This is a genomic window from Pseudomonas sp. TH34 (assembly GCF_016650865.1).
GTDB lineage: Bacteria > Pseudomonadota > Gammaproteobacteria > Pseudomonadales > Pseudomonadaceae > Aquipseudomonas > Aquipseudomonas yamanorum.
Map to the genome: position 1 here is coordinate 331222 of NZ_JAEKFB010000029.1, position 26185 is coordinate 357406.

Genomic DNA, 26185 nt, shown 5'->3' on the forward strand with positions numbered 1-26185 from the left:
GGGGTGTGAAAAAAATGCAAAAACCGGTGCTTCCAGGCAAACACAACACAATGTGGGAGCCGGGCTTGCTCGCGATGGCGGCGGGTCAGTCAACATTCAAGGCGACTGACACACCGTTATCGCGGGCAAGCCCGGCTCCCACATTTTTAACCGCGTTTCGCCAGGTATTTAGCGAACGCTGCTTTCGAAGCGGCTCACACCCGGCAATTCCAGCACCAGCTCGTCACCCACATTCAGCGGGCCCACGCCGGCCGGTGTACCGGTGAGGATCACATCGCCGGCCTGCAGGGAGAAGCAGCCGGCCATGTACTGGATCATCGGGATGATCGGGTTGAGCATGATCGCGCTGTTGCCGTCCTGGCGCACTTCGCCATTGATGGTCAGGCGGATGCCGATGTCGGTCACGTCCGGGAACGTGCTGCCGACCACGAACGGGGCAATCACTGCCGCGCCATCAAACGACTTGGCGATTTCCCACGGCAGGCCCTTGGCTTTCAGCTCGGCCTGTTTATCCCGCAGGGTCAGGTCGAGGGCCGGGGCGAAGCCGGAGATGGCGTCCAGCACTTCCTCGCGGCTCGGCTTGGCCGACAGAGGCTTGCCGATCAACACGGCGATTTCCGCTTCGTAGTGCACCGAACCGCGCTCGGTAGGGATGGCGAAACCACCTTCCAGCGCCACCACGCAGCTGCCAGGCTTGATAAACAGCAGCGGCTCGGTAGGCACCGGGTTATCCAGTTCCTTGGCGTGTTCGGCGTAGTTACGCCCGATGCACACCACTTTCCCCAGGGGAAAGTGAATATTGGTGCCGTCGACATACTTGTGCTGGTAGCTCATGGACCGACTCCTTCAGGGACTGTTAAACAGCGAAAATCTTGCCCGGGTTCATGATCCCGTTCGGGTCGAACACCGCTTTCACTGCTTTCATGTATTCGATTTCAACCGGCGAGCGGCTGTAGGTCAGGTAGTCGCGCTTGGTCATGCCCACGCCGTGTTCGGCGGAGATCGAGCCGTTGTACTTCTGCACGGTCTCGAACACCCACTTGTTGACGGTGGCGCACTTGGCGAAGAACTCGTCCTTGCTCAGGTTTTCCGGCTTGAGGATGTTCAGGTGCAGGTTGCCGTCGCCGATGTGGCCGAACCAGACGATTTCGAAGTCCGGGTAGTGTTCGCCGACGATCGCGTCAATTTCCTTCAGGAAGGCCGGCACTTTCGACACAGTCACCGAAATGTCGTTCTTGTACGGCGTCCAGTGGGAGATCGTCTCGGAGATGTACTCGCGCAGCTTCCACAGGTTGTGCAGTTGGGTTTCGCTCTGGCTCATCACGCCGTCGAGCACCCAGCCCTGCTCCACGCAGTGTTCGAACGTGGCCAGGGCGTCGTTGGCCACTTCTTCGGTGGTCGCCTCGAATTCCAGCAGCGCGTAGAACGGGCAGTCGGACTCGAACGGCGCCGGAACATCGCCGCGACCGAGGACTTTGGCCAGGGCTTTGTCGGAGAAGAACTCGAACGCGGTCAGGTCCAGCTTGCTCTGGAAGGCGTGCAACACCGGCATGATCGAGTCGAAATCGGTGGTGCCGAGCACCATGGCGGTGAGGTTTTTCGGCGCACGGTCCAGGCGCATGGTCGCTTCGACCACAAACCCCAGGGTGCCTTCCGCGCCGATAAACAGCTGGCGCATGTCGTAGCCGGTGGCGTTCTTGATCAGGTCTTTGTTCAGTTCCAGCAGGTCGCCCTTACCAGTGACGACTTTCATGCCGGCGACCCAGTTACGGGTCATGCCGTAGCGAATCACCTTGATCCCGCCGGCATTGGTGCCGATATTGCCGCCAATCTGGCTGGAGCCGGACGAGGCGAAATCCACCGGGTAGTACAGGCCTTTTTCTTCGGCGACGTTCTGCAATTGCTTGGTGACCACGCCCGGCTGACACACGGCGGTGCGGTCGGTGAGGTTCACGTCGAGGATCTGGTTCATATAGTCGAAGGACACAACCACTTCGCCATTCGCTGCCACCGCAGCAGCCGACAGGCCGGTACGACCACCGGACGGCACCAGCGCCACCTTGTGTTCATTGGCCCAACGGACGATGGCCTGCACCTGTTCGGTGGTCTTCGGGAAGACGATGGCCACCGGGGCCGGCGCGAAATGCTTGGTCCAGTCCTTGCCATAAGCCTCAAGGGAGTCAGCATCGGTCAGGACCTTGCCAGGCTCAACCAGGGTCTTCAGCTCATCAATCAGGGCAGGATGGGTCATCGACAGAACTCTCGAACAATTCATGGTCATCCTGAGAACGCTTCACGTCGCAGGAATGGGTGTTTAGCGGGGCACGTATGCTAGCATACCGCCCCCGCAGGATAGTGCCCAAGGGCGTTCTGCGGTGACGGCTTTCCTGCCGTCCGGGTCAGCTTACGTGATCCGATTCCCTGCCATTTTTCTCCGGGATACAGGTTTACGCAGATGAGCAAGACTTCTCTCGATAAGAGCAAGATCAAGTTCCTTCTTCTGGAAGGCGTCCACCCATCGGCCGTCGACGTTCTGAAGGCTGCTGGGTACTCCAGCATTGAGTACATCACCAGTTCTCTGCCGGAAGCCCAGCTCAAGGAAAAGATCGCCGACGCGCACTTCATCGGCATTCGCTCCCGCACTCAGCTGACCGAAGAGATCTTCGATCACGCCAAGAAGCTTGTCGCTGTAGGTTGTTTCTGCATCGGCACCAACCAGGTCGACCTCAACGCAGCGCGCGAGCGCGGCATCGCGGTGTTCAACGCACCGTACTCCAACACCCGCTCTGTGGCTGAGCTGGTATTGGCCGAGGCCATCCTGCTGTTGCGCGGTATCCCTGAGAAGAACGCTTCCTGCCACCGTGGCGGCTGGATCAAGAGCGCAGCCAACTCCTTCGAAATCCGCGGCAAGAAGCTGGGTATCGTCGGTTACGGCTCGATCGGTACTCAACTGTCGGTTCTGGCCGAAGGCCTGGGCATGCAGGTGTTCTTCTACGACACCCTGACCAAGCTGCCATTGGGCAACGCCACCCAGGTGTCGAGCCTGACCGAGCTGCTGGGCATGTCCGACATCGTGACCCTGCACGTACCGGAAACCGCTGAGACCCAGTGGATGATCGGCGAGAAGGAAATCCGCGCCATCAAGAAGGGCGGAATCCTGATCAACGCCGCACGCGGCACTGTTGTTGAGCTGGACGCCCTGGCCGACGCGATCAAGGACAAACACCTGATCGGCGCCGCCATCGACGTGTTCCCGGTAGAGCCGCGCTCTAACGACGACATCTTCGAAAGCCCGCTGCGTGGCCTGGACAACGTAATCCTGACCCCGCACATCGGTGGTTCCACCGCTGAAGCCCAAGCCAACATCGGCCTGGAAGTGTCGGAGAAACTGGTCAAGTACAGCGACAACGGTACGTCGGTGTCTTCGGTCAACTTCCCGGAAGTAGCGCTGCCGGCTCACCCTGGCAAGCACCGTCTGCTGCACATCCACCAGAACATCCCTGGCGTGATGATGGAGATCAACAAGGTCTTCGCGGAAAACGGCATCAACATTTCCGGTCAGTTCCTGCAGACCAACGAGAAAGTCGGCTACGTGGTGATCGACGTAGACGCCGAGTACTCGGACCTGGCGCAAGAGAAGCTGCAACACATCAACGGCACTATCCGTAGCCGCGTGTTGTTCTAATCGTTAAACGCGCCTAAAAAAGGGAGACCCTCGGGTCTCCCTTTTTTTGTCTGAACAAATCTTACTTGACGTTAACCGTGATGACTTTCGAGGCTACAGTCGGGTTGAACTGCATGTGCAGTTTGTCGCCGGCGACCAGTTGCAGCGTGTGCTTGCCTGGGGTGAGGGTCAGCTCGGTTTCGGTCTGGGCCTTGCCGTAGTGGATCACGGTGTCGGTGGCCGGGATTGGCACGCTGGCGTCAGGCAATGCTTTCTGGTCGATCAGCAGGTGGTGGTGGCCGGTGCCCGGGTCCTGGCTGGTGGCCGGGGCCAGTTTCAGGCCTTCCATGCCGAATTTCACGGTGAAGGTTTTATCGACAGTGGCGCCGTCTTTTGGCGACACGATGAACACTTTGGCACCTTCTGGTGGAGCGCTGCGCGGAATGCCATCAGCAGCGGTCGCCAACATCGAAGCACCCAGCAATAGGCTGGCCAGGGTTGCACGGGTCAAAAAGGCTTTCATTCACTTCTCCAGTTTTTCGGTGAAATCTGTAGGGTTATGACAACTTCGCGACAAATTGCTGTCCAAGGCACTCAACACCATAGCAAAGCGAGCCGGAACAGCGCCTCGCTCATTCGAATTCTTTAGGAGAGACCATGCGTTTCCTGCCTGGCCTGTTACTTTTACTTCCCCTTGTAAGCCCGTTGGCCCATGCCGAACTGATTGACGATGTGTTTGACCGCGGGGAATTGCGCATCGCCCTGGAAGCCAACACCCCGCCCTTCAACTTCAAGGAAGGCGACAAACTCACCGGCTTTGAAGTGGAACTGGGTGAGTTACTGGCCAAGGAAATGGACGTACGCCCCTCCTTTATCACCGTCGATGCCGCCGATCTGCTACCTGGCGTGGAAAGCGCCAAGTACGACGTGGCCATCAACCATATCGCTATGACTCCTGAACTGGCGGATCGTTTCGACTTCAGCGAGCCCTACAGCTACTCCAGTGCACAACTGATCGTGCGCAAGCAGGAACAACGCCCGCTGGGCAGCTTCGCGGCGCTCAAGGGCAAGGCGCTGGGCGTGGCCCAGGGCAGTCAGTTTGTGGAGCAGGCGCGCACCGCCGATGGCGTTGATTTGCGCAGCTATGCCGATGCCAGGCAGCCGATCAAGGACGTCGCTGACCAACAGATCGATGCGGCCATCAGTGACCGGTTGCTGATCCCCTACGCGATTCGCGACAGCCAGTTGCCGGTGAAGGAAGGCGCAGATGTCGGCCCTACGCTGAGCCTGGCGATTCCGTTCCAGAAGGGTAACCCGGCGTTCAAGGCCAGCTTGGACAAGGCCCTGCAACGGGTGAAAGCCGATGGCCGGCTGACGGCGTTGTCGGAGAAGTGGTTCGGAATGGATGCGAGCAAGCCGGTGAAAAAGGCCGAATAAACGACTCGGTCAATGTGGGAGCGGGCTTGCTCGCGAATGCGGTGGGTCAGCTTGAGCATCGGGTGACTGACACTGCGCTTTCGCGAGCAAGCCCGCTCCCACATGTTGATCTATGTCGGGCTTGAGCATTTGGCCAGGGCCGCTGCCGCTTCGGGCAACTCCAGCTCACTGAACACCAGCACCCCATGGCGCTTGAGCAATGCCGCCGTCACGCCTTCGCCCGTGACCTTCACGCCGGTGAAGGTGCCGTCATAGGTCAGCAGATTGCCGCAAGACGGGCTGTTGGCCTTGAGCACGGCGACCCGGATGTTGTGACGCTGCACCAAGGCCAACGCCTGGCGGGCGCCATCGAGGAAGGCTTCGCTGAAGTCTTCCCCTTGGGCCGTCAGCACCTGGGCGCGGCCTTCCCACACGTCAATCCCCTGCCCGCCCGGAATTTCGGCAGACGGCCGTGGCGTCGGCAAACCTCCCGCAACCTCGGGGCACACGGCAACCACCCGGCCTTCGGCCTGCCACGCGGCCAATTGATCGAAAGGCCCGCTGGCGCCTCCGTCGTAGCGTACCCGGTGCCCCAACAGGCAGCGGCTGACCAGAATCTTTTGCATCATCAGAACGGCTCGTTACCCCGCCGGCGAAACCAGCCGGTAAGGGACAGGCGTTCGCGGGTGGCGGGCAGGACTTCATGGGGGATCTCCCCCGACAGGAACACCACCAGGCAACCGCCGATGGGCACCACATCGTATTCGACGTCGCCCTTGAGGTACATGCGCAACTGGCCGCCATGTTCCGGCAGCCAGGCATTGTTCAAGTAGATCACCGCCGACACCATGCGCCGATCGTCATCGCGAAAACGGTCCACATGCTTGAGGTAAAACGCCCCCGGTGGGTACATCGCGAAGTGGCTTTCGAAGTCTTCCAGGCCGAGGAACAGGCCGCGGTTCATTGCCACCCGCAGGCTGTCCATCAGCTCGAGGTAGGTGTCGCAGGCGACTACCTCACCCGGTTCCAGCCACTGGATATGATCCCCCCGAATGCCCTCGCGAATCTCCTGGGACGGCCCGCGTCCGACGGCGGCGGGCGCCAATTCGCCTTCGGCGGCGCGTTTATGGCACTCAGCCGCCAGTTCGAGGGTCAGAGCCTCGGGCAGGAAGATATTCTGCTGCGACCAGCCTTGTGCGGCCAGGTCATCGACAATGCGTAACAGCAGCGGGTGATCGGAGGGTATGGGCATGGCGCGCATAGTATCCATACGCCTGTGAATCCGACAGAGCCGCCGAGCGTCTGAATACACTTTAGTCAGGTGACCGATAGGATTTCTCGACAAATCCTACGCCCGACACGGACAATAGTGGCCGACTGACAGGAGTCCCTATGCGTCGTTTGTTTTTTTCCTTGCTGATGCTCTGCGTTTTGCCCGCCTGGGCAGACAGCCATGACCAGTTGTACAAGGTCGCCGGCTGGGCAGACCAGCGCGCGCATTTTAATGACGCCCTCAGTGCCGCCCAGCAACGCTACCGCAACAGCTTGCCGCCGGCGGTGTATCAAGCGCTGGTGGACAACAGTAATAAACGCTTTGCGCCGCAGTCGGTAGACCAGCGCGCCGAAGCACAGCTTCGCAAGAATCTGGCGGACCCGAAGCCGGCTTTGGCCTTTTTCCAGTCGCCCCTTGGCCGCAAGATTGTCGCCGCCGAGTTGCTGGCCACGCGCCGGGATCAACTGGCGAAGAATGCCCAGGGCTTGCCGCATATGGAGGCCGACGCCACCCGCAGCCTGATCATTGGCCACCTGGCCCAGGCGCTGCCTGCGCGGGAAGCCGGGGCTGAAGTCAGCCTGGCGATTGCCGGTGTGGCCGCCGACAGCTTGAGCCAGATGATCCCAGGCCTGTTGGGCGGCGGTCAGGCACAGGGCATGTTGAACGGCCAGCGTGAGCGCCTGATGCAGCAGATTGGCAATGATTTGAACAACACGTTGTTGTACGTCTACCGGGATCTGTCCGACCCGGAGCTGGAGGAGTTCGCGACATTCGCGGAGTCGCCGGATGGCAAGGCGTACTACAAGGCGGCACTGGCGGCGATTCGCGCCGGCCTGGCGGTCGGCCAAAGCACCTCAAGCCTGGCGCAGTAACCCTGTGGGAGCGGGCTTGCTCGCGAAGACGGTGTGCCAGTCACTGGTTATGCTAACTGATCTACCGCCTTCGCGAGCAAGCCCGCTCCCACATTTGGATTGCGTTATTTCAGGTGGTCGGTGAGAAACCTGAAGTATTGCTGCCGAATCTCCGGAATCTCATTCGCCAAGTGATGCCTGCCGCGCGGCAGCATCAAGATCTCCGGCTGGTCGAACTTGCTGCGCAGTACCTTCAGGTTGTGCTGCCAGTCCACCGTCATGTCTTCCTCACCCTGCACGATCAACGGCCGCCGCGTACTGCGTGGCGCCGCTTCAATGCGTTTGATCCAGCGCGCCAACGCGCCCACCCAGGCGGTGGGCAACTGCCGTGGCTGCAACGGGTCGGCCTCCAGGAACGGCTTGAACTGCGGGTCGTTGGTGTTATCGCTGAAACGCCGGGCGATGCCTTTGACGAACGGCCTGAGCAAGTAATAACTGAGCTGCGACCAGCCCCAGGCGCGGGGACGCACCAGCGGTGAGAGCAAAAAGGTCTTGCCCTGGGCCGGGCTGTCGACGCCATGGTTAAGCAGGTGATCCACCACAATCGCGCCGCCGGTACTTTGCCCGAACAGGTGCCACGGCTGCGGCAGCTGCAACGCCTTGGCCTGCTCAAACAGCGCCTGCACCACGTCCTGGTACACCGCAAAGTCATCGATGCTGGCCCGCTCGCCGCTGGACAAACCATGGCCCGGCAAGTCGCAGGCAATCACCACAAAGCCCTGGTCCAACGCCCAATCCACGACATTGCGGTACAGGCCCATATGGTCGTAGAAACCATGGAACAGGAACATCGTCGCCACCGGAACGGGCGGCCACCACACCTGGCAGACCACCTCGAACCCATCCACCGCAAACCGCCCCAGGCGGCTCGCTGCGGGCACCTTGCGGGCGGGCAGGTCCAGGCCGTAGAAGCGCTGGTAGACCCGGGCCTCGGCAGAAAGCGGCTGCGCGTCCACCAGGGGCCGCAAGCTTTCGCGCAGATGATCAGGGTCAAACGTAACGGGCATAAGAACTTCCAGACTGTGGCTTCAACGCATTGAACAGATGAATATCGAGCCGCGATATTCATCTGTCAGGGCAAGCATGGCAAGCTACGCGTCCTCCGAGGATCGATCCAAATGCGACAGCCCTACCGCACCACCCTCTTCGCCAGCCTGATCGTGATCATTTGCGCCGGGGTGTTATGGGCGGCGTATGACTGGTTCCAGGGGCGTTACCTGCGGGCATTCAGTGAGCATACGGCGGTGTTTTCCGGTGACAGCCTGAGCCTGCCGGCCGAGCTTGCCGGCCCGGGCCCGATCCGCCTGGTGCACTTCTGGGACCCGGCCTGCCCGTGCAATGTCGGAAACCAACAGCACCTCAGCGAACTGATTGAGCAGTACGCCCCCCAAGGCGTGGAGTTCTATTCCCTGCAGAAAGCCGGCAGCCACGGCCAGTTACCCGCCACCCTCGGCGCGATGAAGGCCCTCAAGGCCGTGCCAGGCGCCCAGCACCTGCCTGCCAGCCCTGCCGTGGGCATCTGGGACCGCAGCGGCAAGCTGGCGTATTTCGGGCCCTACAGCGAAGGGCTGACGTGTAACTCCCGCAACAGCTTTATCGAACCCATCCTGCAAGCCCTCGAAGGCGGGCGCGAGGTCAATGCGACCCACACCCTGGCGGTAGGCTGTTACTGCGAGTGGAACGGGGCCGCGCCTGCACCCTGAACCGGGCGCGCCAAGCTGAACAGACGCTGTTCGTTCGACAAACTCGAACAACTGTATCGGCATGCTCCTGTATCGTAAGCAGCTAGCCGTACCAGCAGACGACACGGGAACACATGAGCCAATTAACCATCATCCTCTGGATACTCAACGTTATCGTCGATACGTCCGGCCAGTTGGCGTTTAAAGCCGCCGCTTCAGCCAGCGCCGAGCATGACGGCATGGCCCACTGGCGCCATATGCTCAAGCGTCCGTGGATTTGGCTGGGCATCATCTGCTATGTCTTCGAATTCGTGCTGTGGCTGGCCTTCCTGACACTGGTGCCGTTGTCGGTCGGGGTGATGCTAGGCTCCATCAACATTGTCGTGATCATGATTGCGGGCCGTTTCCTGTTCAAGGAAAGCCTGAGCAAATGGCGGTTGATCGGCATCATGCTGATCGCCTGTGGCGTGACCGTCGTGGGGTTTGAGTAATGAAACGGTTTTATATCCTGGGTTTTCTGTCGCTGATCATTTTCGATACCTTGGCGCAGGTCAGCTTTAAGTTCGCCTCGATTCATGCCGAACCGCTGACAATGGACGCCGCGTGGCTGATACGCGTGTTTGGTGCGCCCTGGATCTACGGGGCATTCGTTGGCTACATCGGTGCATTTTTTACCTGGATGACGTTGTTGAAATACGCGCCGGTAGGCCCGGCGTTTGCCGCCTCCCACCTGGAGCTGATCAGCGTGACGTTGATCTCCGTGTGGTTGTTCAACGACACCCTGACCCTGCCCAAAATCGTCGGTGGTGCGCTGATCATTGCCGGCATCCTGTGCCTGGCGCGCAGTGAAGACAAAGAGAGCAAGACCGTCGAGGCCGAGCCCTCGCAGACGCTGGCGTCATGACGCCCGTTGTCAGCCAGCGGGAGATTCCGCCGACGGCGGGCCTTCCCCTGCGCTGGCAGGATTTGTTCAACCTCTCGGGCAACCTGGCCCGCGACCTGGCCCAACAGCTCGACATCCCTTTGCCGGCCCTGCCCTGTTCCGGCACGGCCGCCCTGATCATGGCGCTGCGGGTGTTGCAGCAACGTAGCCCTGGGCGCACCGAGCTTATCGTGCCGGCCTATACCTGCCCGCTGGTGGCCCTGGCCGCCCATCATTGCCCGCCATTACGCGTGGTGCCGTGCGATTTAAAGCCCGGCAGCATCGACCTGGACGAGCAACAGCTGGCGCAGCTGTGCAACGAAAACACCTTGGCGATCGTCGTCACCCACCTGGCCGGGCGCGTAGCGGATGTGGATGCCGCCACGCGCATTGCCGAGCCTTACGGCGTGGCGGTCATCGAAGACGCCGCCCAGGCCATGGGCGCGCTGGATGACGGAAAAAGCGTCGGACTCAAAGGCGACATCGGCTTTTTCAGCATGGCACTGGGCAAAGGCCTGACGACGGCCGAAGGCGGCGTGTTGTTCAGCCGGGATGCGGTGCTGCATCAGGCGTTGCACCAGCAATGCCGCCAGGACTTGCCCTTCAGCCTGCGCTGGGAAGTGCAACGCAGCGCCGAGCTGTGGGGCTATGCCGCGGCGTATCAGCCCCGCGGGCTGAAGTACGTGTACGGCAAACCGCTGCGGGCGGCGCTGGCGCGGGGCGATGAAGTGGCGGCAGTCGGCGATGATTTTTCCGTCAACGATATTCCGTTGCACCGGTTGGGCGGCTATCGCCAGAAGGTCGGCGCTGCCGCATTGGCACGCTTGCCCGAACATTTGCAGCAAGGACGCTTACGGGCCTTGCGTCGCGTGGCGCAGCTGAGCAGCTTGCCCGGCGTTTCGGTGTTGACCGACAGCCCGGGCCAGCAAGGTACCTGGCCGTTCCTGATGGTGGTGATGCCCAGCGCACAAACCCGCGATACCGCGATGGCGCAGCTGTGGACGGCGGGCCTGGGCGTCACCCGTCTGTTTATCCACGTCTTGCCGAGCTACCCGGCGCTCACCCCGCTGTTACAGCCAGGCGCCGATATCCCCCGCGCGCAAAGCTTCGCCGCCCAGACACTGTCGATCAGCAACAGCCACTGGCTGACGGACGAACTGTTCGAGCAAGTGCTGGATCATCTACGGCGAATTCTTAAACGCTAGCCCAGCCTTGATCGATACGGGTCAACAAGCGCGCGTTCAACTCATTCTGCTGTTGTTGCCAGATCACCACCTGGTTCTCCGGCAGCTCTTCCTGGCCATCCGACGCACTCAGCCAACGCTTGAACTTACTCTGGTAGTGATAAGCCGAGACATCGCCGGTAATGTCCGCGCCGATAATGCTGCCCTGGCAGGCATCGATCAGCGCATTCAAATGCTTCTCCAGAAACTCGCCCTGGTCCCAGTTGGTATTCACCACCTCCGGGCTCAGCACGTCTTTGTCGATGGAGAGATACACCGGCAACGAAGGGTCGAGCTGCGCCAGGAACGCCCCCATCAACTCGTCCGCGCTGGTGAATGCACGGTTGCTGCGGCCTGCGCCGATCCAGTTCAACCAGCGGGTATCGACGTTGGTGTTCCAGTAGGTCAGCTTGCGTTTCACCAGCGGTGACCAGTGATTCTCCCAGGCGTGCTTGAGGGAAATGTCCGGCGAGCCAATGCCCAGCACATGCACATGCTCGACCTGTGGCAGGCGGCTGGCCCAGTAGACCCAAGACCCACAATGGATACCAAACGGATAGCGCATGTTGTCCGGGTGGTTATCGCAAATGATCAGTTGGATCTTTTGCTGGATGGGAAGACGGTTCAACAACAACTGGCTGAGGTGGTGATAGTCACCGCTGCCGGTAAACACACAGCCGTAGTCATTGGGCATCTGCGCTTGCAGGGCGTTCTCCAGCTCCTTGAACTGTGCCCAGCGGCAACCGAACCGGATCTTCTCCTGCCAGGCCTGCAACGGCAGGGTGATGGCGCCGGGAATGTTATTCACGGCGCCATCAAAATCGAGGATCAACGCGGGTCGGGCCTGGCTCATGAGGTTTGCTCCTGCTGCCATTGCATGTCGCTTTCAAAGTGGTGACGGAAGCGGTTCAACACCTTGCGCAACAGCGGGTTGCGCACCCACACCAGATGGCGGGTAAAGGTGAACTTGGCGCCGAGGCTGGATTTGACCTGTGGGTCGGTCCAGCCCGCGACATAAAATTGCAGGCCCTTTTCCAGGGCGTACTCCAGGTTCACAAACCAGCTGACGAAGTACAGGTTGTGCTCCAGCGCCAGCGGGTAGTTAAGGCCGATGTACTTGTCGAGCAACTTGCCGTCTTGCTGGTAGCACAGGTTATAGCCGACCAACTCGTCCTCGTCCCAGTAGCAGAACACATGCCCGCCGCTGTCGGCATCGGTGAGCAACTGAATGAAGAAATCGGGCGTGAGCAAATCGAAGTGGATTTCGCTCTGTGCGTACACCGCCTTGTACAGCCGATACAGTTCCTGCTGCCATTGCTCATCGCTGAACCGCACATCGCCGGTGTCCAGGACCTCAATGCGTAACTCATCACGGCTGCGCAACTTGCGGCGGATATTGCGGCGGCGGCTATGGGATAACCGCGACAGATACTCGTCAATCGAGGTGAAGTCGATGGGCACATAGGCCAGCGCCTGGCCCTCTACATTGATGAATCCGCGCTGGGTGCAAGCCTCAATCAGCGCGTGTGCGTAGCGATTGTCCTCGACACTGAGCAGCGGAGAATCCAGCGGCACGTCTTTGACGATGGTGAGTTTGCGTTGCGGCGCACACTCCTGTTGCAGCCATTGCGCCATGTCCTGTGGCGGTACGCTCAGCGGAAACGGGGAGTATTCGCTGACCGTGGTGCCGACAAAGCAGGTGTCGATATGCAGCCATGACTGCCACAAACGGTACCCCGGCCAACTGCGCAGGCGGGTCCGCAGCTCATCGTCGGCGGTGGTTTGCAGGTCGAACCGGGTGAAAAAGTACGGCAGTCCCTGTGCTGACAGCTGGGCGTCGAAGCCCACCGGCGGGTATCGCAAAAAGTTGCTGATCAGCGATGGCGTTTCCATGCAGCAGGCATAAGGCACCTGTGCACGGCTGGGATCTGTCATAAATTGCATTCCGAAAGTGATAGCAAAGGCGCGCACGGATGGCCTGATTGATCACGGCGCGGCTGGTTTCATGTAACAGAGCAAACATAATAACCCGCTCACCCGCATCCAACTTCATAACCCCGACTTCATGCAGGTGAGGTTCAGGGAACGCGAGCCCGACAGCATTTTCCGCAGCGCTCGCCAAACCCACTAAACTGCCCGAATCTTCACGGTGACCGACTAATAAGGGACAACCCATGAAACGCATCCTGACCGCGCTGGCCATCCTGCTCGTAGCCCTGATGGTTGGCGCCGGCTGGTACGTGTACAGCAAGCAGCCGACTCGCCAGGGCACGGTGGAGCTGGCCCACCTGCAAGGTTCGGTCACGGTGCGCTACGACGACCGAGGCGTGCCGCATATCCGCGCCGAGAACGAGACCGACCTGTACCGCGCCCTTGGCTATGTACATGCCCAGGACCGGCTGTTCCAGATGGAGATCATGCGCCGCCTGTCCCGTGGCGAGTTGGCCGAGGTGCTGGGGCCTAAGCTGCTGGAGACCGACAAACTGTTCCGCAGCCTGCGCATTCGCGAGCGTGCCTTGAGCTACGTCGAGCACATGGACCATGAGTCTGCGTCCTGGAAGGCCCTGCAAGCCTACCTGGACGGGGTCAACCAGTATCAGGACAGCCACGCCAGCCCCATGGAGTTCGACGTATTGGGCATCCCCAAGCGCCGGTTCACCGCCGAAGACACCATCAGCGTCGCCGGCTACCTGGCCTACAGCTTTGCCGTCGCCTTTCGCACCGAACCCTTGCTGACGTACGTACGCGATCAACTGGGCAGCGATTACCTGAAGGTCTTCGACCTCGACTGGCAGCCCAAGGGCGCGCTGAATCTCGCGGCCGGTGATTGGAAGGATTTGGGTGCCATCGCCCAGTTGAGCGAACAGGCCATGGCCGACAACGGCCTGCCGCAGTTCGAAGGCAGCAACGCCTGGGCCATCAGCGGCAGCCGCACCAAGAGCGGCAAACCGTTGCTGGCGGGTGACCCACATATCCGCTTCTCGGTGCCGTCGGTGTGGTACGAGGCGCAGCTGTCGGCGCCGGGCTTCGAGCTTTACGGTTATCACAACGCGCTGGTGCCAGTGGCGTTCCTGGGCCATAACAAGGATTTCGGCTGGAGCCTGACCATGTTCCAGAACGATGACCTCGACCTGATCGCCGAGAAGGTCAACCCGGACAACCCCAATCAGGTCTGGTACCACGACCAATGGGTGGACATGACCAGCAGCGAGCAACAGATCGCGGTCAAGGGCCAGGACCCGGTAACCCTGACCCTGCGCGCCTCGCCCCACGGTCCGATCATCAATGACGTGCTCGGCGAGAATGCCGGCAAGACGCCGATTGCTATGTGGTGGGCGTTCCTCAACACCGAGAACCCGATCCTCGACGGCTTCTACCAGCTCAACCGTGCCGATACCCTCGCCAAGGCCCGCGCAGCGGCGGCGAAGGTCCAGGCACCTGGCTTGAATATCGTGTGGGCCAATGCCAAGGGCGATATCGGCTGGTGGGCGGCGGCACAGTTGCCGATCCGCCCGGCCGGGGCCAACCCGGGCTTTATCCTCGACGGCAGCACCGCCCAGGCGGATAAGCTCGGCTTCTACCCGTTCAGCGCCAACCCCCAGGAAGAAAACCCGGCCCGCGGTTATGTGGTGTCCGCCAATGCCCAGCCCGCGTCCCCCACCGGCATGCCGATTCCCGGTTACTACAACCTGGCAGACCGTGGCCAGCAGTTGAACGCGCAGCTGAGCGACAACAGCGTGAAATGGGACGTGGACAACAGCCAGGCCTTGCAGCTCGGCACTACCACCGCCTACGGCCCACGGCTACTGGCACCGCTGTTGCCGGTGCTGCGTGAAGTGGTCAAGGACCCGGCGCAGTTGAAGCTGGTGGAACAATTGGCAACCTGGAAAGGCGATTACCCGCTGGAGTCCACCAGTGCCACGCTGTTCAACCAGTTCCTGTTCAACCTCACTGACGCCGCGTTCCACCCCAAACTGGGCGATGCAATGTTCAAGACCTTGCTCACCACCCGGGTAGTGGACGCAGCCTTGCCACGCCTGACCGCTTCAGCGGATTCGCCCTGGTGGGATGGCCACCGTGCCGACACCGTCAAGCTCGCGTGGGACAACAGCCTGCAACACCTCAAGGCGACCTTGGGTGACGACCCGTCGCAGTGGCAATGGGGCAAGGCCCACACCCTGACCCATGGTCATCCGCTGGGCTCGCAGAAGCCGTTGGACAAGATCGTCAACGTCGGCCCGTTTGCTGCGCCCGGCACCCATGAAGTGCCCAACAACCAATCCGCACAGATCGGCCCGGCGCCATGGCCAGTGACGTACGGACCGTCGACCCGGCGCCTGATCGACTTCGCCGACGCCGCCCATGCGCTGACCATCAACCCGGTCGGGCAGAGTGGCGTGCCGTTCGACAAGCACTACTCCGACCAGGCGGAGACGTATATCGAGGGTGGGTATGAACAGGCGCATTTCAATGATGAGGAAGTGACGGCGAATACCCGCAGTACCCTCAAGCTATTGCCGGCCCGGACACCGCAATAGCTCAGAAGAAATGCCATAAATGTGGGAGCTGGCTTGCCTGCGATAGCGGTGTGTCAGTCGATAGAAATGTTGACTGACACACCGCTATCGCAGGCAAGCCCACAGTTGATCTCCATCGTGGCGTCTACCGTGCTCGCAGCCGCCCCGGCGCCTCTCCGTAGGTCTCCTTGAATTTCTTGCTGAACGCTGCCTGGGACTGATACCCCGCCTGGGCGGCAATATCCGTCAGGCTCAGCCGCGACTGATGCAGCAGGTTGAACGCCAGCTCCATGCGCAGTTGCGTCAGCAACACCCACGGCGACACACCCGCCACTTTGACAAACCCGCGCATGAACGTCGCCCGGGACATCGACGCGGCGCTGGCCAGGCTGTCGATGGTCCACTCATGGCCGGGATCCGCCAGCATCGCCTGCCAGGCCTTGCCCAGGCGTTTGTCGGTCAACAAGGCAAAGGTGCCGGCCACCGGCGCTTGCTGCGTCAGCCACGCCCGCAGGATCAAGGTGAACAACGCCGACGACAGCGCATCGATAAAGAAGCGCGCCCCCAACCGTTGCCCGTCCGCCTCGCTGCGCAGCAGTGCGATCAACGCCGCCAACTGCCCATCGGCCTGCCACTGCCGACTCGACACCACCAGGTAGTCCGGCAACGCACTGAACAGCAACGACTGGCGGTTGTAGCGAAAACTGCCGCAGAGCATGTCCACGTCCGGCTGCTCACCGCCCAGGCGATGGATCGGCAGCAAGCCGCCTTCAATCACGGTCTGCGCCACCGGTTTTACTCGCGCGCCCTGGCTGCGCACCAGGTGCGTTGCGCCACCGGGCATCAACAGGATATCGCCCTCCTCCAGCGTCACCTGCTGCCCACCGGACAATTCGGCGCGGCACGTGCCCGCCAGCACAATGTGATACGGCGCCACGCCCAGCGGCTCGGGCTCGTGGTCCATGGCCCAGGCGCCCTGGAACTGGCAACGCAAGTCCAGGCTGCCCCGCAGGTTGGCCAACGCGATCAGGGTGTCGATGGAGTTCATTTGCGAGCATCGGTCAAAAAGGTGAGTGGATCGAACAAAAGCGCCAAACCTGAACCGCACACACTGGCTTCACACCCAAACCGTTCAGGAGTTAACACGATGTTCAATAACTGGTCCGACTTGCTGCCTACCGTGAAGAAAGCCTTTGGCGCGCTGGGCAAGAGCAACCCGAAGATGGTCAAAGCCTACATGGCGCTGGGGGAAGCTGCCGAGGAAAACAACGTCCTGGATGCCAAGACCCGTGAGCTGATTTCCATCGCCGTGGCCATCACCACACGTTGCGACGGTTGCATCGGCGTGCATGCCGACGCGGCGATCAAGGCCGGCGCTACCCGCGAAGAAGTGGCGGCGACCTTAGCCACGGCGATTTCGCTGAATGCCGGTGCGGCGTATATCTACTCGCTGCGTGCCCTGGAAGCCTACGACACGCTCAAACCGGCGCCGCAAAGTTAAGTCGGAATTGTTGCGGCGTCACGCCCAGCCGGCGATTGAACACACTGCGCATGTGCTGGGCGTCGCGAAAGCCGCACTGGTACGCCACGGTCTTGAGTGGCGCGTGGGTGCTTTCCAGCATCACCCGCGCCGCATCCACCCGCGCCCGCTCGACGAACTCGGCCGGGGTGATCTGCGCTTCCCGAGCGAATACCCGCGAGAAGTTGCGTGCACTCATGTTGGCAGCCTTGGCCAGATCAGCGATGGTCAGGTCGCCCGTCAGGTTGGCCAATACGTAGAGCTGTACCAGCGCCACCGCCGAGGTGGCTTCTGCGTGGGGTGTCAAAAACGGGCTGAACTGCGACTGCCCGCCTGAACGCTGGGTGAACACCACCAGGCGCTTGGCCACGCTGAGTGCCACTTCCGGCCCGTGGTCCTGCGCGAGCAGGTACAGCGACAGGTCGATGCCTGCCGTCACCCCGGCCGAGGTGTAGAGGTTGCCGTCCTGCACGTAGAGGCGGTCGGCTTCCACTTGGGCCGATGGGCACAAACTGGCCAAGTCGGCGGCGTCGCCCCAATGAGTGGTGACGGTGCGGCCGTCCAGCAGACCGGCACGGGCGAGCATGAAGGCGCCGTTGCAGATGGAGCCGAAGCGCTTGGCTCGCGCGCTGGCGTCACGCAGCCATTGATTGAACACCGGGCCGAAATCCTCGAAGGGCAGCTGCGGCCCGCCGGCCATCAGCAGCAAATCGTAGGGATCAAGGGCTTCGCTGAAATGCCGATGCGCCTGCAACGACAAGCCGTTGGAACAGGCCATGTTGCCGTGGCCCAGGCCAATCACCTCCAACTGGTAATGCTCCTCGGGCGGCAGAAAACGGTTGGCCTCGCAGAACACATCCAGGGGCCCGGTCACGTCCAGTGACTGGACGCCGGGGAAGATCAGGATGGCAACGGTTTTGCCCATGGGTAGAAACACCTTTTTCCAACTGAATAAATGCAAAACCCCTGTGGGAGCTGGCTTGCCTGCGATACAGGCGACTCGGTCCATCAGGTATACCGAGGTGATGCTATCGCAGGCAAGCCAGCTGCCACATTTGATCGCGCATAGCCTTGGCGCGATATCGCGGCACATTGGCCGGGATCGCACCCTCGCCGCGGTGGCCCCCTCGCGGGCGCACGGCCAGACTGGACTCATCGGCGCCAACCCGGCGCTTTCTTGAGGACAACGACCATGAGCACCACCATCGCCGGCATCAAGATCCCGGACAGCGCCCTGGCCAAGGCCACCACCGAATACATCCGCGACATCGAATCCGACCTGCTCTACCACCACTCCCGCCGCGTGTTCCTGTTCGGCGCCTTGAGCGGTGAGCGCCAGCAATTGGCTTATAACCCGGAGCTGCTGTACGTCGGCGCGATGTTCCACGACCTGGGCCTGGTGGAAGGTCACCGCAGTAACGACGAGCGCTTTGAAGTGGACGGCGCCAATGCAGCGGCGGACTTTCTCAAGCCTTACGGGTTGAGCGATGACGACATCGAACAGGTGTGGTTGTCGATTGCCCTGCACACCACGCCGGGCGTGCCCAAGCATTTGCGTCCGACTGTGGCGCTGGTGACCGCTGGCGTGGAGATGGATGTGTTGGGGATGGAGTACGCGGCGTTTACCAGCGTGCAGCGCGAAGCGGTGGTGCATGCGCATCCACGGGGTGAAGGGTTCAAGGAGTGCATCATCTGCGCGTTTGCCGACGGCCTGCGCCATCGTCCGCAGACCACGTTTGGCAACGTGAAGACCGATGTGCTGGTGGATCAGGAGCCTGGGTTCAAGCCGATGAACTTTGTCGAGGTGATTCGCAAGTCGCCTTGGATAGCCTGAAACACAGCCTTATAAACACCACAAAACACTGTGGGAGCTGGCTTGCCTGCGATGGCGGTGTATCAGTCAACACATCAGTCGACTGTCACACCGCTATCGCAGGCAAGCCAGCTCCCACATTTTTGATCCGGTTTCGTCAGGGTTACCTGATTAGACCGGTGCCGGTGCGCGACGCGAGTCCGCCGGCTTCTCCCAGCCATCCGCAGCCGCTTCTTCAATCGCCTGCTGGATCGCTTTCTTGCGGTGCTCTTCAGCACGACGGCTGAAGAACCACACCAGGAACGTCACGATCGACACCGCCAGCAGAATCAAGCTGGCCACGGCGTTGATCTCGGGTTTAACCCCCAGACGCACTGCCGAGAACACTTCCATCGGCAACGTGGTAGAACCCGGCCCCGACACGAAGCTGGCCAACACCAGGTCATCCAGCGACAGCGCGAACGACATCATGCCGCCCGCCGCCAGCGACGGCGCGATCATCGGGATGGTGATCAGGAAGAACACCTTCCACGGTCGCGCACCCAGGTCCATCGCGGCTTCTTCAATCGACAGGTCCAGCTCACGCAAACGCGCCGACACCACCACCGCCACATACGCCGAACAGAACGTGGTGTGGGCGATCCAGATGGTCACCAGGCCACGTTCCTGGGGCCAACCGATCATCTGCGCCATGGCCACGAACAGCAGCAATAGCGACAGGCCGGTGATCACTTCCGGCATCACCAGCGGTGCCGTCACCAGGCCTCCAAACAGCGTGCGGCCCTTGAACTGGCTGATACGCGTCAGCACGAACGCCGCCAACGTACCCAGCGCCACCGCGGCAATCGCCGTGTAGCAGGCAATTTCCAGGGAGCGACCGACCGAGCCCATCAACTGGGTGTTGTCCAACAGGCCCACGTACCACTTGATCGACCAACCGCCCCACACCGTCACCAGTTTGGATTCGTTGAACGAGTAGATCACCAGGATCAGCATCGGCAGGTAGATGAACAGCAACCCCGCCACCAGCATGAAGCTTGAGAAACTGACGCGCTTCATATCTTGCCCTCCATCTCTTTGGCTTGGCTGCGGTTGAACAGGATGATCGGCACGATCAGGATCGCCAGCATCACCACCGCCAGGGCAGACGCCACCGGCCAGTCACGGTTGTTGAAGAACTCTTGCCACAGCACTTTACCGATCATCAGGGTTTCCGGGCCGCCCAGCAGTTCCGGGATCACGAACTCGCCCACCACCGGGATAAACACCAGCATGCAGCCGGCGATGATGCCGTTCTTGGACAGCGGCACGGTGATTTTCCAGAAGCTGTTGAAGGTGCTCGAACCCAGGTCCGAGGCGGCTTCCAGCAGGCTCTGGTCATGCTTCACCAGGTTGGCGTACAGCGGCAGGATCATGAACGGCAGGTACGAATAGACCACGCCGATATACACCGCAATGTTGGTGTTGAGGATCTGCAGCGGTTCGTTGATCAGTCCGATGGACATCAGGAAGCCGTTGAGCAAACCGTTGTTGCTGAGGATGCCCATCCACGCGTAGACGCGGATCAGGATTGCAGTCCAGGTCGGCATCATGATCAGCAGCACTAGCACGGTCTGGATTTCCTTACGCGCGCTGGCAATGGCGTAGGCCATCGGGTAGCCGATCAGCAGGCAGAGGATGGTGCTGAAAAACGCCATCTTCAGCGAGCCCAGGTATGCCGCGATGTACAGCTCGTCATCGCCCAGCATGCCGTAGTTGGCCAGGTTCAGCACCAACTGCAGTTTCTGTTCAACGAAGGTGTAGATCTCGGTATACGGCGGGATCGCCACGTCGGCTTCGGCAAAGCTGATCTTCAAGACGATGAAGAACGGCAGCATGAAGAACAGGAACAGCCAGAGGAAAGGGATCCCGATGACCACATGCCGGCCACCGGGGGTTATTCGTTGCAGCTGGCGTTTGAACTTCTTCATGTTCATGAGCGAAGTACCACGCCGCTGTCGTCTTCCCACCACACGTACACCTGGTCACCCCAGGTTGGACGCTGGCCACGGCGCTCGGCGTTGGCCACGAAGGATTGCACTAGCTTGCCGCTCGGCAATTCGACGTAGAACACCGAGTGGCCGCCGAGGTAAGCGATGTCGTGCACCTTGCCGCTGGACCAGTTGTGCTCGCAGGTCGGCATTTCGGTGGTCACCAGCAGCTTTTCAGGGCGGATGGCGTAGGTCACCGACTTGTCTTCCACCGAGGTGGCAATGCCGTAGCCGACGTAGATGTCGCGGTCCAGGTCCGGGCACTTGAGCACCGCGTGGCCTTCGGCGTCGTCCACCACCTGGGTATCGAAAATGTTGACGTTGCCGATGAACTCGCACACCAGGCGGCTGGTAGGCGTTTCGTAGATATCGATCGGGCTGCCGATCTGGGCGATCCAGCCCAGGTGCATGATCGCGATGCGCTCGGCCATGGTCATGGCCTCTTCCTGGTCGTGGGTCACCATCACGCAGGTCACGCCTACGCGCTCAATGATCTCAACCAGTTCCAGCTGCATCTGCGAACGCAGCTTCTTGTCCAATGCGCCCATCGGCTCATCGAGCAACAGCAGTTTCGGACGCTTGGCCAGGGAACGCGCCAGTGCCACCCGCTGGCGTTGACCGCCAGACAGCTGATGCGGCTTGCGCTTGGCGTACTGGCTCATCTGCACCAGCTTGAGCATCTCGGCCACACGGGCGTCGACCTCGGCCTTGGGGATCTTGTCCTGTTGCAGGCCAAACGCGATGTTCTGGGCCACGGTCATGTGGGGGAACAGGGCGTAGGACTGGAACATCATGTTGATCGGCCGCTCGTACGGCGGCATGTCGGTGATGTCCACACCGTCGAGGTAAATGCGTCCTTCCGTTGGGCGCTCGAAGCCTGCGAGCATGCGCAGCAAGGTGGATTTGCCCGAACCCGATCCGCCGAGCAAGGCGAAGATCTCGCCTTTCTTGATTTCCAGGGACACATCGTCCACCGCAATCGTCTCGTCGAACTTCTTCGTGACCCGGTCGATTTTGACCAGCACCTTTTTCGGTGTCTGGTCGCCCTCGAGGGCTTTCTTATAGGCGCCGGAGGCAACTGCCATTTACGAAACTCCCAGAATAAAAAGAGTGCAGCTCGCCCAATACGGGCCAGCCTTGGATAGTTTGAGCGTTAAGCCTTACTTGCCCGTCTTGACCTTGGTCCAGCTACGGGTCATCAAACGTTGCACTTTCGGGGGTAGCTCGAAGTTGACAAAAGTCCGGTCGAGAACCGCCTGCGGTGGGTAAACCGCTTCGTCGGTGCGTATCGATTGCTCCATCAGTTTGTCCGCCCCTGGGTTAGGGTTGGCGTAACCGACGTAATCACTGACCTGAGCGATCACCTCAGGTTTCAGCAAATAGTTGATGAAGGCGAGGGCCTCTTTGACGTTGGTCGCATCCTTGGGGATGGCCAGTACGTCGAACCACAGGTTGCCGCCTTCTTTCGGAATCACGTAGGCGATGTTCACGCCCTTACCCGCCTCGGCCGCACGGGCCTTGGCCTGGAACACATCACCGGAGAAGCCGGCCGCCACGCAGATATTGCCGTTGGCCAGGTCCGAGATGTACTTGGAAGAATGGAAGTAGGTCACGAAAGGACGCACTTTCAGGAGTTTCTCTTCAGCCTTCTTATAGTCTTCAGGGTTGGTGCTGTTGGGGTTCAAGCCCATGTAGTTGAGCACCGCCGGCAGCATTTCATCCGCCGAGTCCATGAACGACACGCCGCAGCTCGCCAGCTTCTTCATGTTTTCCGGCTCGAACAGCACGGCCCAGGAATCGATCTTGTCGACGCCCAGCACTTCTTTGACTTTATCTACGTTGTAACCAATACCGTTGGTGCCCCACAGATACGGCACGGCGTACTGGTTGCCCGGGTCGTTCTTTTCCAGACGCTTGAGCAGCGCCGGGTCGAGGTTGGCGTAGTTGGTCAGTTGCGACTTGTCGATTTTCTGGAACGCCCCGGCCTTGATCTGCTTGCCAAGGAAGTGGTTCGACGGCACTACCACGTCATACCCGGTACGCCCGGCGAGCAACTTGCCTTCCAGGGTTTCGTTCGAGTCAAACACGTCATAGACCGGCTTGATGCCGGTGGCCTTTTCAAAGTTGGCCAGGGTGTCCGGGCCAATGTAGTCCGACCAGTTATAAATATGCACAGTCGGCGCGGCCTGCACGCTGACAGCCAGCGTGATACCTGCACCCACCAGCAAGGCTTTGCGAAATAAAGAAATTGGCAAGTGGAGGTCCTCTTAAATAGTTGGGCCCGAAGTTGTTGCCCGGCAACAAAACCGGCGCGCAACTTACCCTCGATAAACCGATCCGGCAAAACTTTCTGTCATTTAATTGTTTCGCTAACCACCGCGCGCATCGCGGCAGTTAGCGAAACCGGTATCAAAGCGGATTATTTGCCCGATTTGATCTTGGTCCAACTGCGGGTCATTTCCCGCTGAGTAGCAGCCGGCAAGTCAGCAATGGCATACAGCTTGGCTTGCACGTCCGCTGGCGGATAAATGCCTGGGTCGCTGGTGATGTCTTTGTCGACCAATGCGGTAGCTTTCTCGTTACCGTTCGGGAAACGTACGCTGTTGGTAATGCCCGCCATGACTTCCGGCTTGAGCAGGTAGTTCATGAACTTGTAGGCAGCGTCGACGTTTTCGGCATCTTTAGGGATGGCGACCATGTCATAGAAGCTGCCGGCGCCTTCTTTCGGAATGTCGTAGGCAACCTTGACCTTGCCACCGGCTTCAGCCGCGCGGGACTTGGCCTGTTGCACGTCACCCGAATAACCCACGGCTACGCAGATGTTGCCGTTGGCCAGGTCGGAGATGTACTTGGACGAGTGGAAGTAGCCAATCGAAGGACGCAGTTTGAGGAACAAGGCCTCGGCTTGCTTGAGGTCTTCTTTCTTCTGGGTGTCGGTCGGCAGGCCCAGGTAATGCAGTGCCACTGGCAGCATTTCGGTTGGCGAATCGAGGAAGCTCACACCGCAGCCTTTCAACTTGGCGAGGTTTTCCGGCTTGAGGATGGTGTCCCACGAGTCGATCTTGTCGATGCCCAGTGCAGCCTTGACCTTCTCCGGGTTGTAGCCGATGCCGATCGAGCCCCACATGTACGGGAAGGCGTGCTTGTTGCCCGGGTCACTGATGGACACGGCCTTAAGCAGGGATTTGTTCAGGTTGTCGTAGTTCGACAGCTTGGACATGTCCAGTTCCTGGTAAACACCGGCCTTGATCTGCTTGGCGAGGAAGTTGTTCGACGGTACGACGATGTCGTAACCGGACTTGCCTGCCAGCAACTTGGCTTCCAGGGTTTCGTTGGAGTCGAACACGTCATAGACCACCTTGATCCCGGACTCTTTTTCAAAGTTCGCGATGGTGTCCGGTGCGATGTAGTCGGACCAGTTATAAACGTGCAGCACTTTATCGTCGGCGTGCGCCGCGCCTGCCATGGCCCCCATCAGGGACAAGGCCAGGAGGGTCTTGCCAGCGTTCTTCAAACCTAATGCCTTCATTCGGTCATGCTCCAATTTTTTCTTTTTTGGGCCACGTTCGTTCTTTAAGTACAACGTGTTTCGCAGCCCGTCTAAGGGGCAACAAAACAGGGCGACAGTCTGGCAAGTTCAGGGGCCGGCTTTCAACCAATGCCCCGCTTTTCTAACACCCCAGAAGCAGCGCCCGACAGGCGCTGCGTTCTGAGCCTAGCATTTAGCCCTGCAATGCCGCCAAAGTCAGGTCCAGGCAGTGCCGCGCCTTGGTCACCAACTCGTCTATCTCGGCCTTGCTGATCACCAGCGGTGGCGAAATGATCATGGTGTCGCCCACGGCGCGCATGATCAGGCCATTCTCGAAGCAGAACGTGCGGCAGATCATGCCAACACCACGGCCTTCATAACGCTTGCGCGTTGCCTTGTCCTGAACCAACTCGATCGCACCGAGCATGCCCACACCGCGAACTTCACCCACCAACGGGTGATCAGCCAGTTCCCTCAAACGCTTTTGCAAATAGGGTGCCGTTTCGTCGTGCACGCGCTTAACAATTTGTTCATCGCGCATGATGCGGATATTTTCCAGGGCTACCGCTGCCGCCACCGGGTGACCGGAATAGGTGAAGCCGTGGTTGAAATCACCGCCTTCGTTCAGTACTGCGACCACTTCGTCGCGCACGATCAGGCCACCCATCGGGATGTAGCCGGAGGTCAGGCCCTTGGCGATGGTCATCATGTCGGGCTTGAGGTCGTAGAAATCGCTACCGAACCACTCACCGGTACGGCCAAAGCCGCAGATCACTTCATCGGCCACGAACAGGATGTCGTACTTGGCGAGGATTTCCTTGATGCGCGGCCAGTAGCTGGCAGGCGGTATGATCACGCCACCGGCACCCTGGATCGGCTCGGCAATAAAGGCGCCGACGTTGTCCACGCCCAGCTCCAGAATCTTCTCTTCCAGCTGGTTCGCGGCCCACACGCCGAACTCTTCCGGGCTCATGTCGCCGCCTTCGCCGAACCAGTACGGCTGGGCGATGTGGACGATGCCCGGGATCGGCAAGTCGCCCTGTTCATGCATATAGGTCATGCCGCCCAGGCTGGCGCCGGCCACGGTTGAACCGTGGTAGCCATTCTTGCGGCTGATGATGGTTTTCTTGTTTGGCTGGCCTTTGATCGCCCAGTAGTGGCGGACCATACGCAGCATGGTGTCGTTGCCTTCGGAGCCGGAACCGGTGAAGAACACATGGTTCATGCCTTGCGGGGCGATATCGGAGATGGCTTTGGCCAGTTCCAGCACCGGCGGGTGGGCGGTCTGGAAGAACAGGTTGTAGTAAGGCAGCTCTTTCATTTGCTTGGCGGCCGCATCAGCCAGCTCATCGCGACCGTAACCGATCGCCACGCACCACAGGCCGGCCATGCCGTCGAGAATCTTGTTGCCTTCGCTGTCCCACAGGTAAACGCCGTGGGCTTTGGTGATGATCCGTGGGCCTTTCTCTTTCAATTGCTTGAAGTCGCTGAACGGCGCCAGGTGGTGATCGCTGCTCAAGGCTTGCCATTCACGGGTTTGCGGGTTGTTGCTGGACATACCAATCTCCTAGATGTTTCAGGTGAGGACGCGCCGTTTGAAGGGCGCGCCCGGCGCATCAGACGGCAAAGAGCAGGAATTCCCGCTCCCACGAACTGATCACGCGCTTGAAGTTTTCATGCTCGGCC

27 protein-coding genes are annotated in these 26185 nt (G+C 60.4%); 10 read left to right on the top strand and 17 right to left on the bottom strand.

Translation table 11 applies throughout. The features are described from left to right. Positions 1-168 precede the first annotated feature (168 nt). On the bottom strand, positions 169-834 hold the full coding sequence (locus tag JFU58_RS22565; RefSeq protein WP_003213842.1) for a fumarylacetoacetate hydrolase family protein: 666 nt from the start codon (positions 832-834) through the stop codon (positions 169-171). A gap of 22 nt (positions 835-856) precedes the next feature. After that, on the bottom strand, positions 857-2251 hold the full coding sequence (locus JFU58_RS22570) for an FAD-binding oxidoreductase (protein ID WP_003213844.1): 1395 nt from the start codon (positions 2249-2251) through the stop codon (positions 857-859). 204 nt (positions 2252-2455) lie between these two features. Between JFU58_RS22570 and serA the strand changes: the two genes are divergently transcribed. Beyond that, positions 2456-3685: a phosphoglycerate dehydrogenase gene (serA, locus tag JFU58_RS22575; RefSeq protein ID WP_010167810.1), complete on the top strand. Its 1230-nt coding sequence runs from the start codon at positions 2456-2458 to the stop codon at positions 3683-3685. Between the two features lie 61 nt (positions 3686-3746). Here serA and JFU58_RS22580 read toward each other — a convergent pair whose 3' ends face one another. After that, on the bottom strand, positions 3747-4187 hold the full coding sequence (locus JFU58_RS22580) for a DUF4399 domain-containing protein (RefSeq protein WP_063026439.1): 441 nt from the start codon (positions 4185-4187) through the stop codon (positions 3747-3749). Positions 4188-4321: 134 nt separating this feature from the next. On the opposite strand from JFU58_RS22580, the gene JFU58_RS22585 reads away from it, so the two are divergent. After that, entirely contained in the window at positions 4322-5101 is a 780-nt protein-coding gene (locus JFU58_RS22585; RefSeq protein WP_201142365.1) for a transporter substrate-binding domain-containing protein, read from the top strand. Positions 5102-5211: 110 nt separating this feature from the next. Here JFU58_RS22585 and JFU58_RS22590 read toward each other — a convergent pair whose 3' ends face one another. Then, positions 5212-5706 carry a DUF523 domain-containing protein gene (locus JFU58_RS22590; protein WP_063033885.1) on the bottom strand — a complete coding sequence of 165 codons (495 nt, stop codon included), beginning with the start codon at positions 5704-5706 and terminating at the stop codon, positions 5212-5214. Between the two features lie 2 nt (positions 5707-5708). Then, positions 5709-6341: a 2OG-Fe(II) oxygenase gene (locus tag JFU58_RS22595; protein ID WP_017476570.1), complete on the bottom strand. Its 633-nt coding sequence runs from the start codon at positions 6339-6341 to the stop codon at positions 5709-5711. Positions 6342-6472: 131 nt separating this feature from the next. Between JFU58_RS22595 and JFU58_RS22600 the strand changes: the two genes are divergently transcribed. Beyond that, the gene (locus JFU58_RS22600) at positions 6473-7225 is read left to right on the top strand and encodes a DUF2059 domain-containing protein (RefSeq protein WP_076013040.1); all 753 of its coding nucleotides are present in this window, start codon (positions 6473-6475) and stop codon (positions 7223-7225) included. A gap of 104 nt (positions 7226-7329) precedes the next feature. On the opposite strand, the gene JFU58_RS22605 is transcribed toward JFU58_RS22600, so the two are convergent. Next, positions 7330-8271, bottom strand: coding sequence for an alpha/beta hydrolase (locus JFU58_RS22605; protein WP_201142367.1), 942 nt, complete (start codon positions 8269-8271; stop codon positions 7330-7332). 111 nt (positions 8272-8382) lie between these two features. Here JFU58_RS22605 and JFU58_RS22610 point away from each other — a divergent pair, with 111 nt between their 5' ends. The 4 genes from JFU58_RS22610 to JFU58_RS22625 all read left to right on the top strand — a co-directional run bounded on the left by JFU58_RS22610 (position 8383) and on the right by JFU58_RS22625 (position 11073). Further along, the gene (locus tag JFU58_RS22610; RefSeq protein WP_201142369.1) at positions 8383-8967 is read left to right on the top strand and encodes a DUF6436 domain-containing protein; all 585 of its coding nucleotides are present in this window, start codon (positions 8383-8385) and stop codon (positions 8965-8967) included. Between the two features lie 113 nt (positions 8968-9080). Continuing rightward, positions 9081-9437, top strand: coding sequence for an EamA family transporter (locus JFU58_RS22615; protein WP_003213864.1), 357 nt, complete (start codon positions 9081-9083; stop codon positions 9435-9437). Then, positions 9437-9850 carry a DMT family transporter gene (locus JFU58_RS22620; protein WP_008438917.1) on the top strand — a complete coding sequence of 138 codons (414 nt, stop codon included), beginning with the start codon at positions 9437-9439 and terminating at the stop codon, positions 9848-9850. Before JFU58_RS22615 ends, JFU58_RS22620 begins: the two co-directional genes overlap by 1 nt. Next, complete coding sequence (locus JFU58_RS22625) at positions 9847-11073, top strand: DegT/DnrJ/EryC1/StrS family aminotransferase (protein WP_063026429.1); 1227 nt, start codon at positions 9847-9849, stop codon at positions 11071-11073. Before JFU58_RS22620 ends, JFU58_RS22625 begins: the two co-directional genes overlap by 4 nt. Here JFU58_RS22625 and JFU58_RS22630 read toward each other — a convergent pair. Further along, positions 11063-11944 carry a hypothetical protein gene (locus tag JFU58_RS22630; RefSeq protein WP_201142371.1) on the bottom strand — a complete coding sequence of 294 codons (882 nt, stop codon included), beginning with the start codon at positions 11942-11944 and terminating at the stop codon, positions 11063-11065. The genes JFU58_RS22625 and JFU58_RS22630 overlap by 11 nt on opposite strands. After that, positions 11941-13026, bottom strand: coding sequence for a GNAT family N-acetyltransferase (locus JFU58_RS22635; protein ID WP_063026425.1), 1086 nt, complete (start codon positions 13024-13026; stop codon positions 11941-11943). The genes JFU58_RS22630 and JFU58_RS22635 overlap by 4 nt, the downstream gene beginning before the upstream one ends. Before the next feature lie 239 nt (positions 13027-13265). Between JFU58_RS22635 and JFU58_RS22640 the strand changes: the two genes are divergently transcribed. Continuing rightward, positions 13266-15629 carry a penicillin acylase family protein gene (locus JFU58_RS22640; protein ID WP_201142373.1) on the top strand — a complete coding sequence of 788 codons (2364 nt, stop codon included), beginning with the start codon at positions 13266-13268 and terminating at the stop codon, positions 15627-15629. Positions 15630-15753: 124 nt separating this feature from the next. On the opposite strand, the gene JFU58_RS22645 is transcribed toward JFU58_RS22640, so the two are convergent. Beyond that, entirely contained in the window at positions 15754-16656 is a 903-nt protein-coding gene (locus JFU58_RS22645; RefSeq protein ID WP_201142375.1) for an AraC family transcriptional regulator, read from the bottom strand. A gap of 99 nt (positions 16657-16755) precedes the next feature. On the opposite strand from JFU58_RS22645, the gene JFU58_RS22650 reads away from it, so the two are divergent. After that, on the top strand, positions 16756-17109 hold the full coding sequence (locus JFU58_RS22650) for a carboxymuconolactone decarboxylase family protein (RefSeq protein WP_016973032.1): 354 nt from the start codon (positions 16756-16758) through the stop codon (positions 17107-17109). On the opposite strand, the gene JFU58_RS22655 is transcribed toward JFU58_RS22650, so the two are convergent. Beyond that, complete coding sequence (locus tag JFU58_RS22655) at positions 17087-18052, bottom strand: GlxA family transcriptional regulator (RefSeq protein WP_177025627.1); 966 nt, start codon at positions 18050-18052, stop codon at positions 17087-17089. The two genes, JFU58_RS22650 and JFU58_RS22655, sit on opposite strands and share 23 nt — an antisense overlap. Positions 18053-18319: 267 nt before the next feature. Here JFU58_RS22655 and JFU58_RS22660 point away from each other — a divergent pair, with 267 nt between their 5' ends. After that, positions 18320-18961, top strand: coding sequence for an HD domain-containing protein (locus JFU58_RS22660; protein WP_201142377.1), 642 nt, complete (start codon positions 18320-18322; stop codon positions 18959-18961). Between the two features lie 150 nt (positions 18962-19111). On the opposite strand, the gene JFU58_RS22665 is transcribed toward JFU58_RS22660, so the two are convergent. The 7 genes from JFU58_RS22665 to JFU58_RS32650 form a co-directional block, all read right to left on the bottom strand. Further along, complete coding sequence (locus tag JFU58_RS22665) at positions 19112-19999, bottom strand: ABC transporter permease subunit (RefSeq protein WP_008438909.1); 888 nt, start codon at positions 19997-19999, stop codon at positions 19112-19114. Continuing rightward, positions 19996-20916 carry an ABC transporter permease subunit gene (locus JFU58_RS22670; RefSeq protein ID WP_003213882.1) on the bottom strand — a complete coding sequence of 307 codons (921 nt, stop codon included), beginning with the start codon at positions 20914-20916 and terminating at the stop codon, positions 19996-19998. Before JFU58_RS22670 ends, JFU58_RS22665 begins: the two co-directional genes overlap by 4 nt. Further along, on the bottom strand, positions 20913-22055 hold the full coding sequence (locus tag JFU58_RS22675; RefSeq protein ID WP_003195240.1) for an ABC transporter ATP-binding protein: 1143 nt from the start codon (positions 22053-22055) through the stop codon (positions 20913-20915). The genes JFU58_RS22670 and JFU58_RS22675 overlap by 4 nt, the downstream gene beginning before the upstream one ends. 75 nt (positions 22056-22130) lie before the next feature. Continuing rightward, positions 22131-23225, bottom strand: coding sequence for a polyamine ABC transporter substrate-binding protein (locus JFU58_RS22680; RefSeq protein WP_201142379.1), 1095 nt, complete (start codon positions 23223-23225; stop codon positions 22131-22133). A 164-nt stretch (positions 23226-23389) separates the two neighbouring features. Continuing rightward, positions 23390-24484, bottom strand: coding sequence for a polyamine ABC transporter substrate-binding protein (locus JFU58_RS22685; RefSeq protein WP_201142405.1), 1095 nt, complete (start codon positions 24482-24484; stop codon positions 23390-23392). A gap of 208 nt (positions 24485-24692) precedes the next feature. Further along, entirely contained in the window at positions 24693-26057 is a 1365-nt protein-coding gene (locus JFU58_RS22690; RefSeq protein ID WP_201142381.1) for an aspartate aminotransferase family protein, read from the bottom strand. Between the two features lie 58 nt (positions 26058-26115). Then, positions 26116-26185, bottom strand: a 70-nt coding sequence (locus JFU58_RS32650) for a hypothetical protein (RefSeq protein WP_446739987.1), incomplete at its 5' end; no start/stop codon positions are given.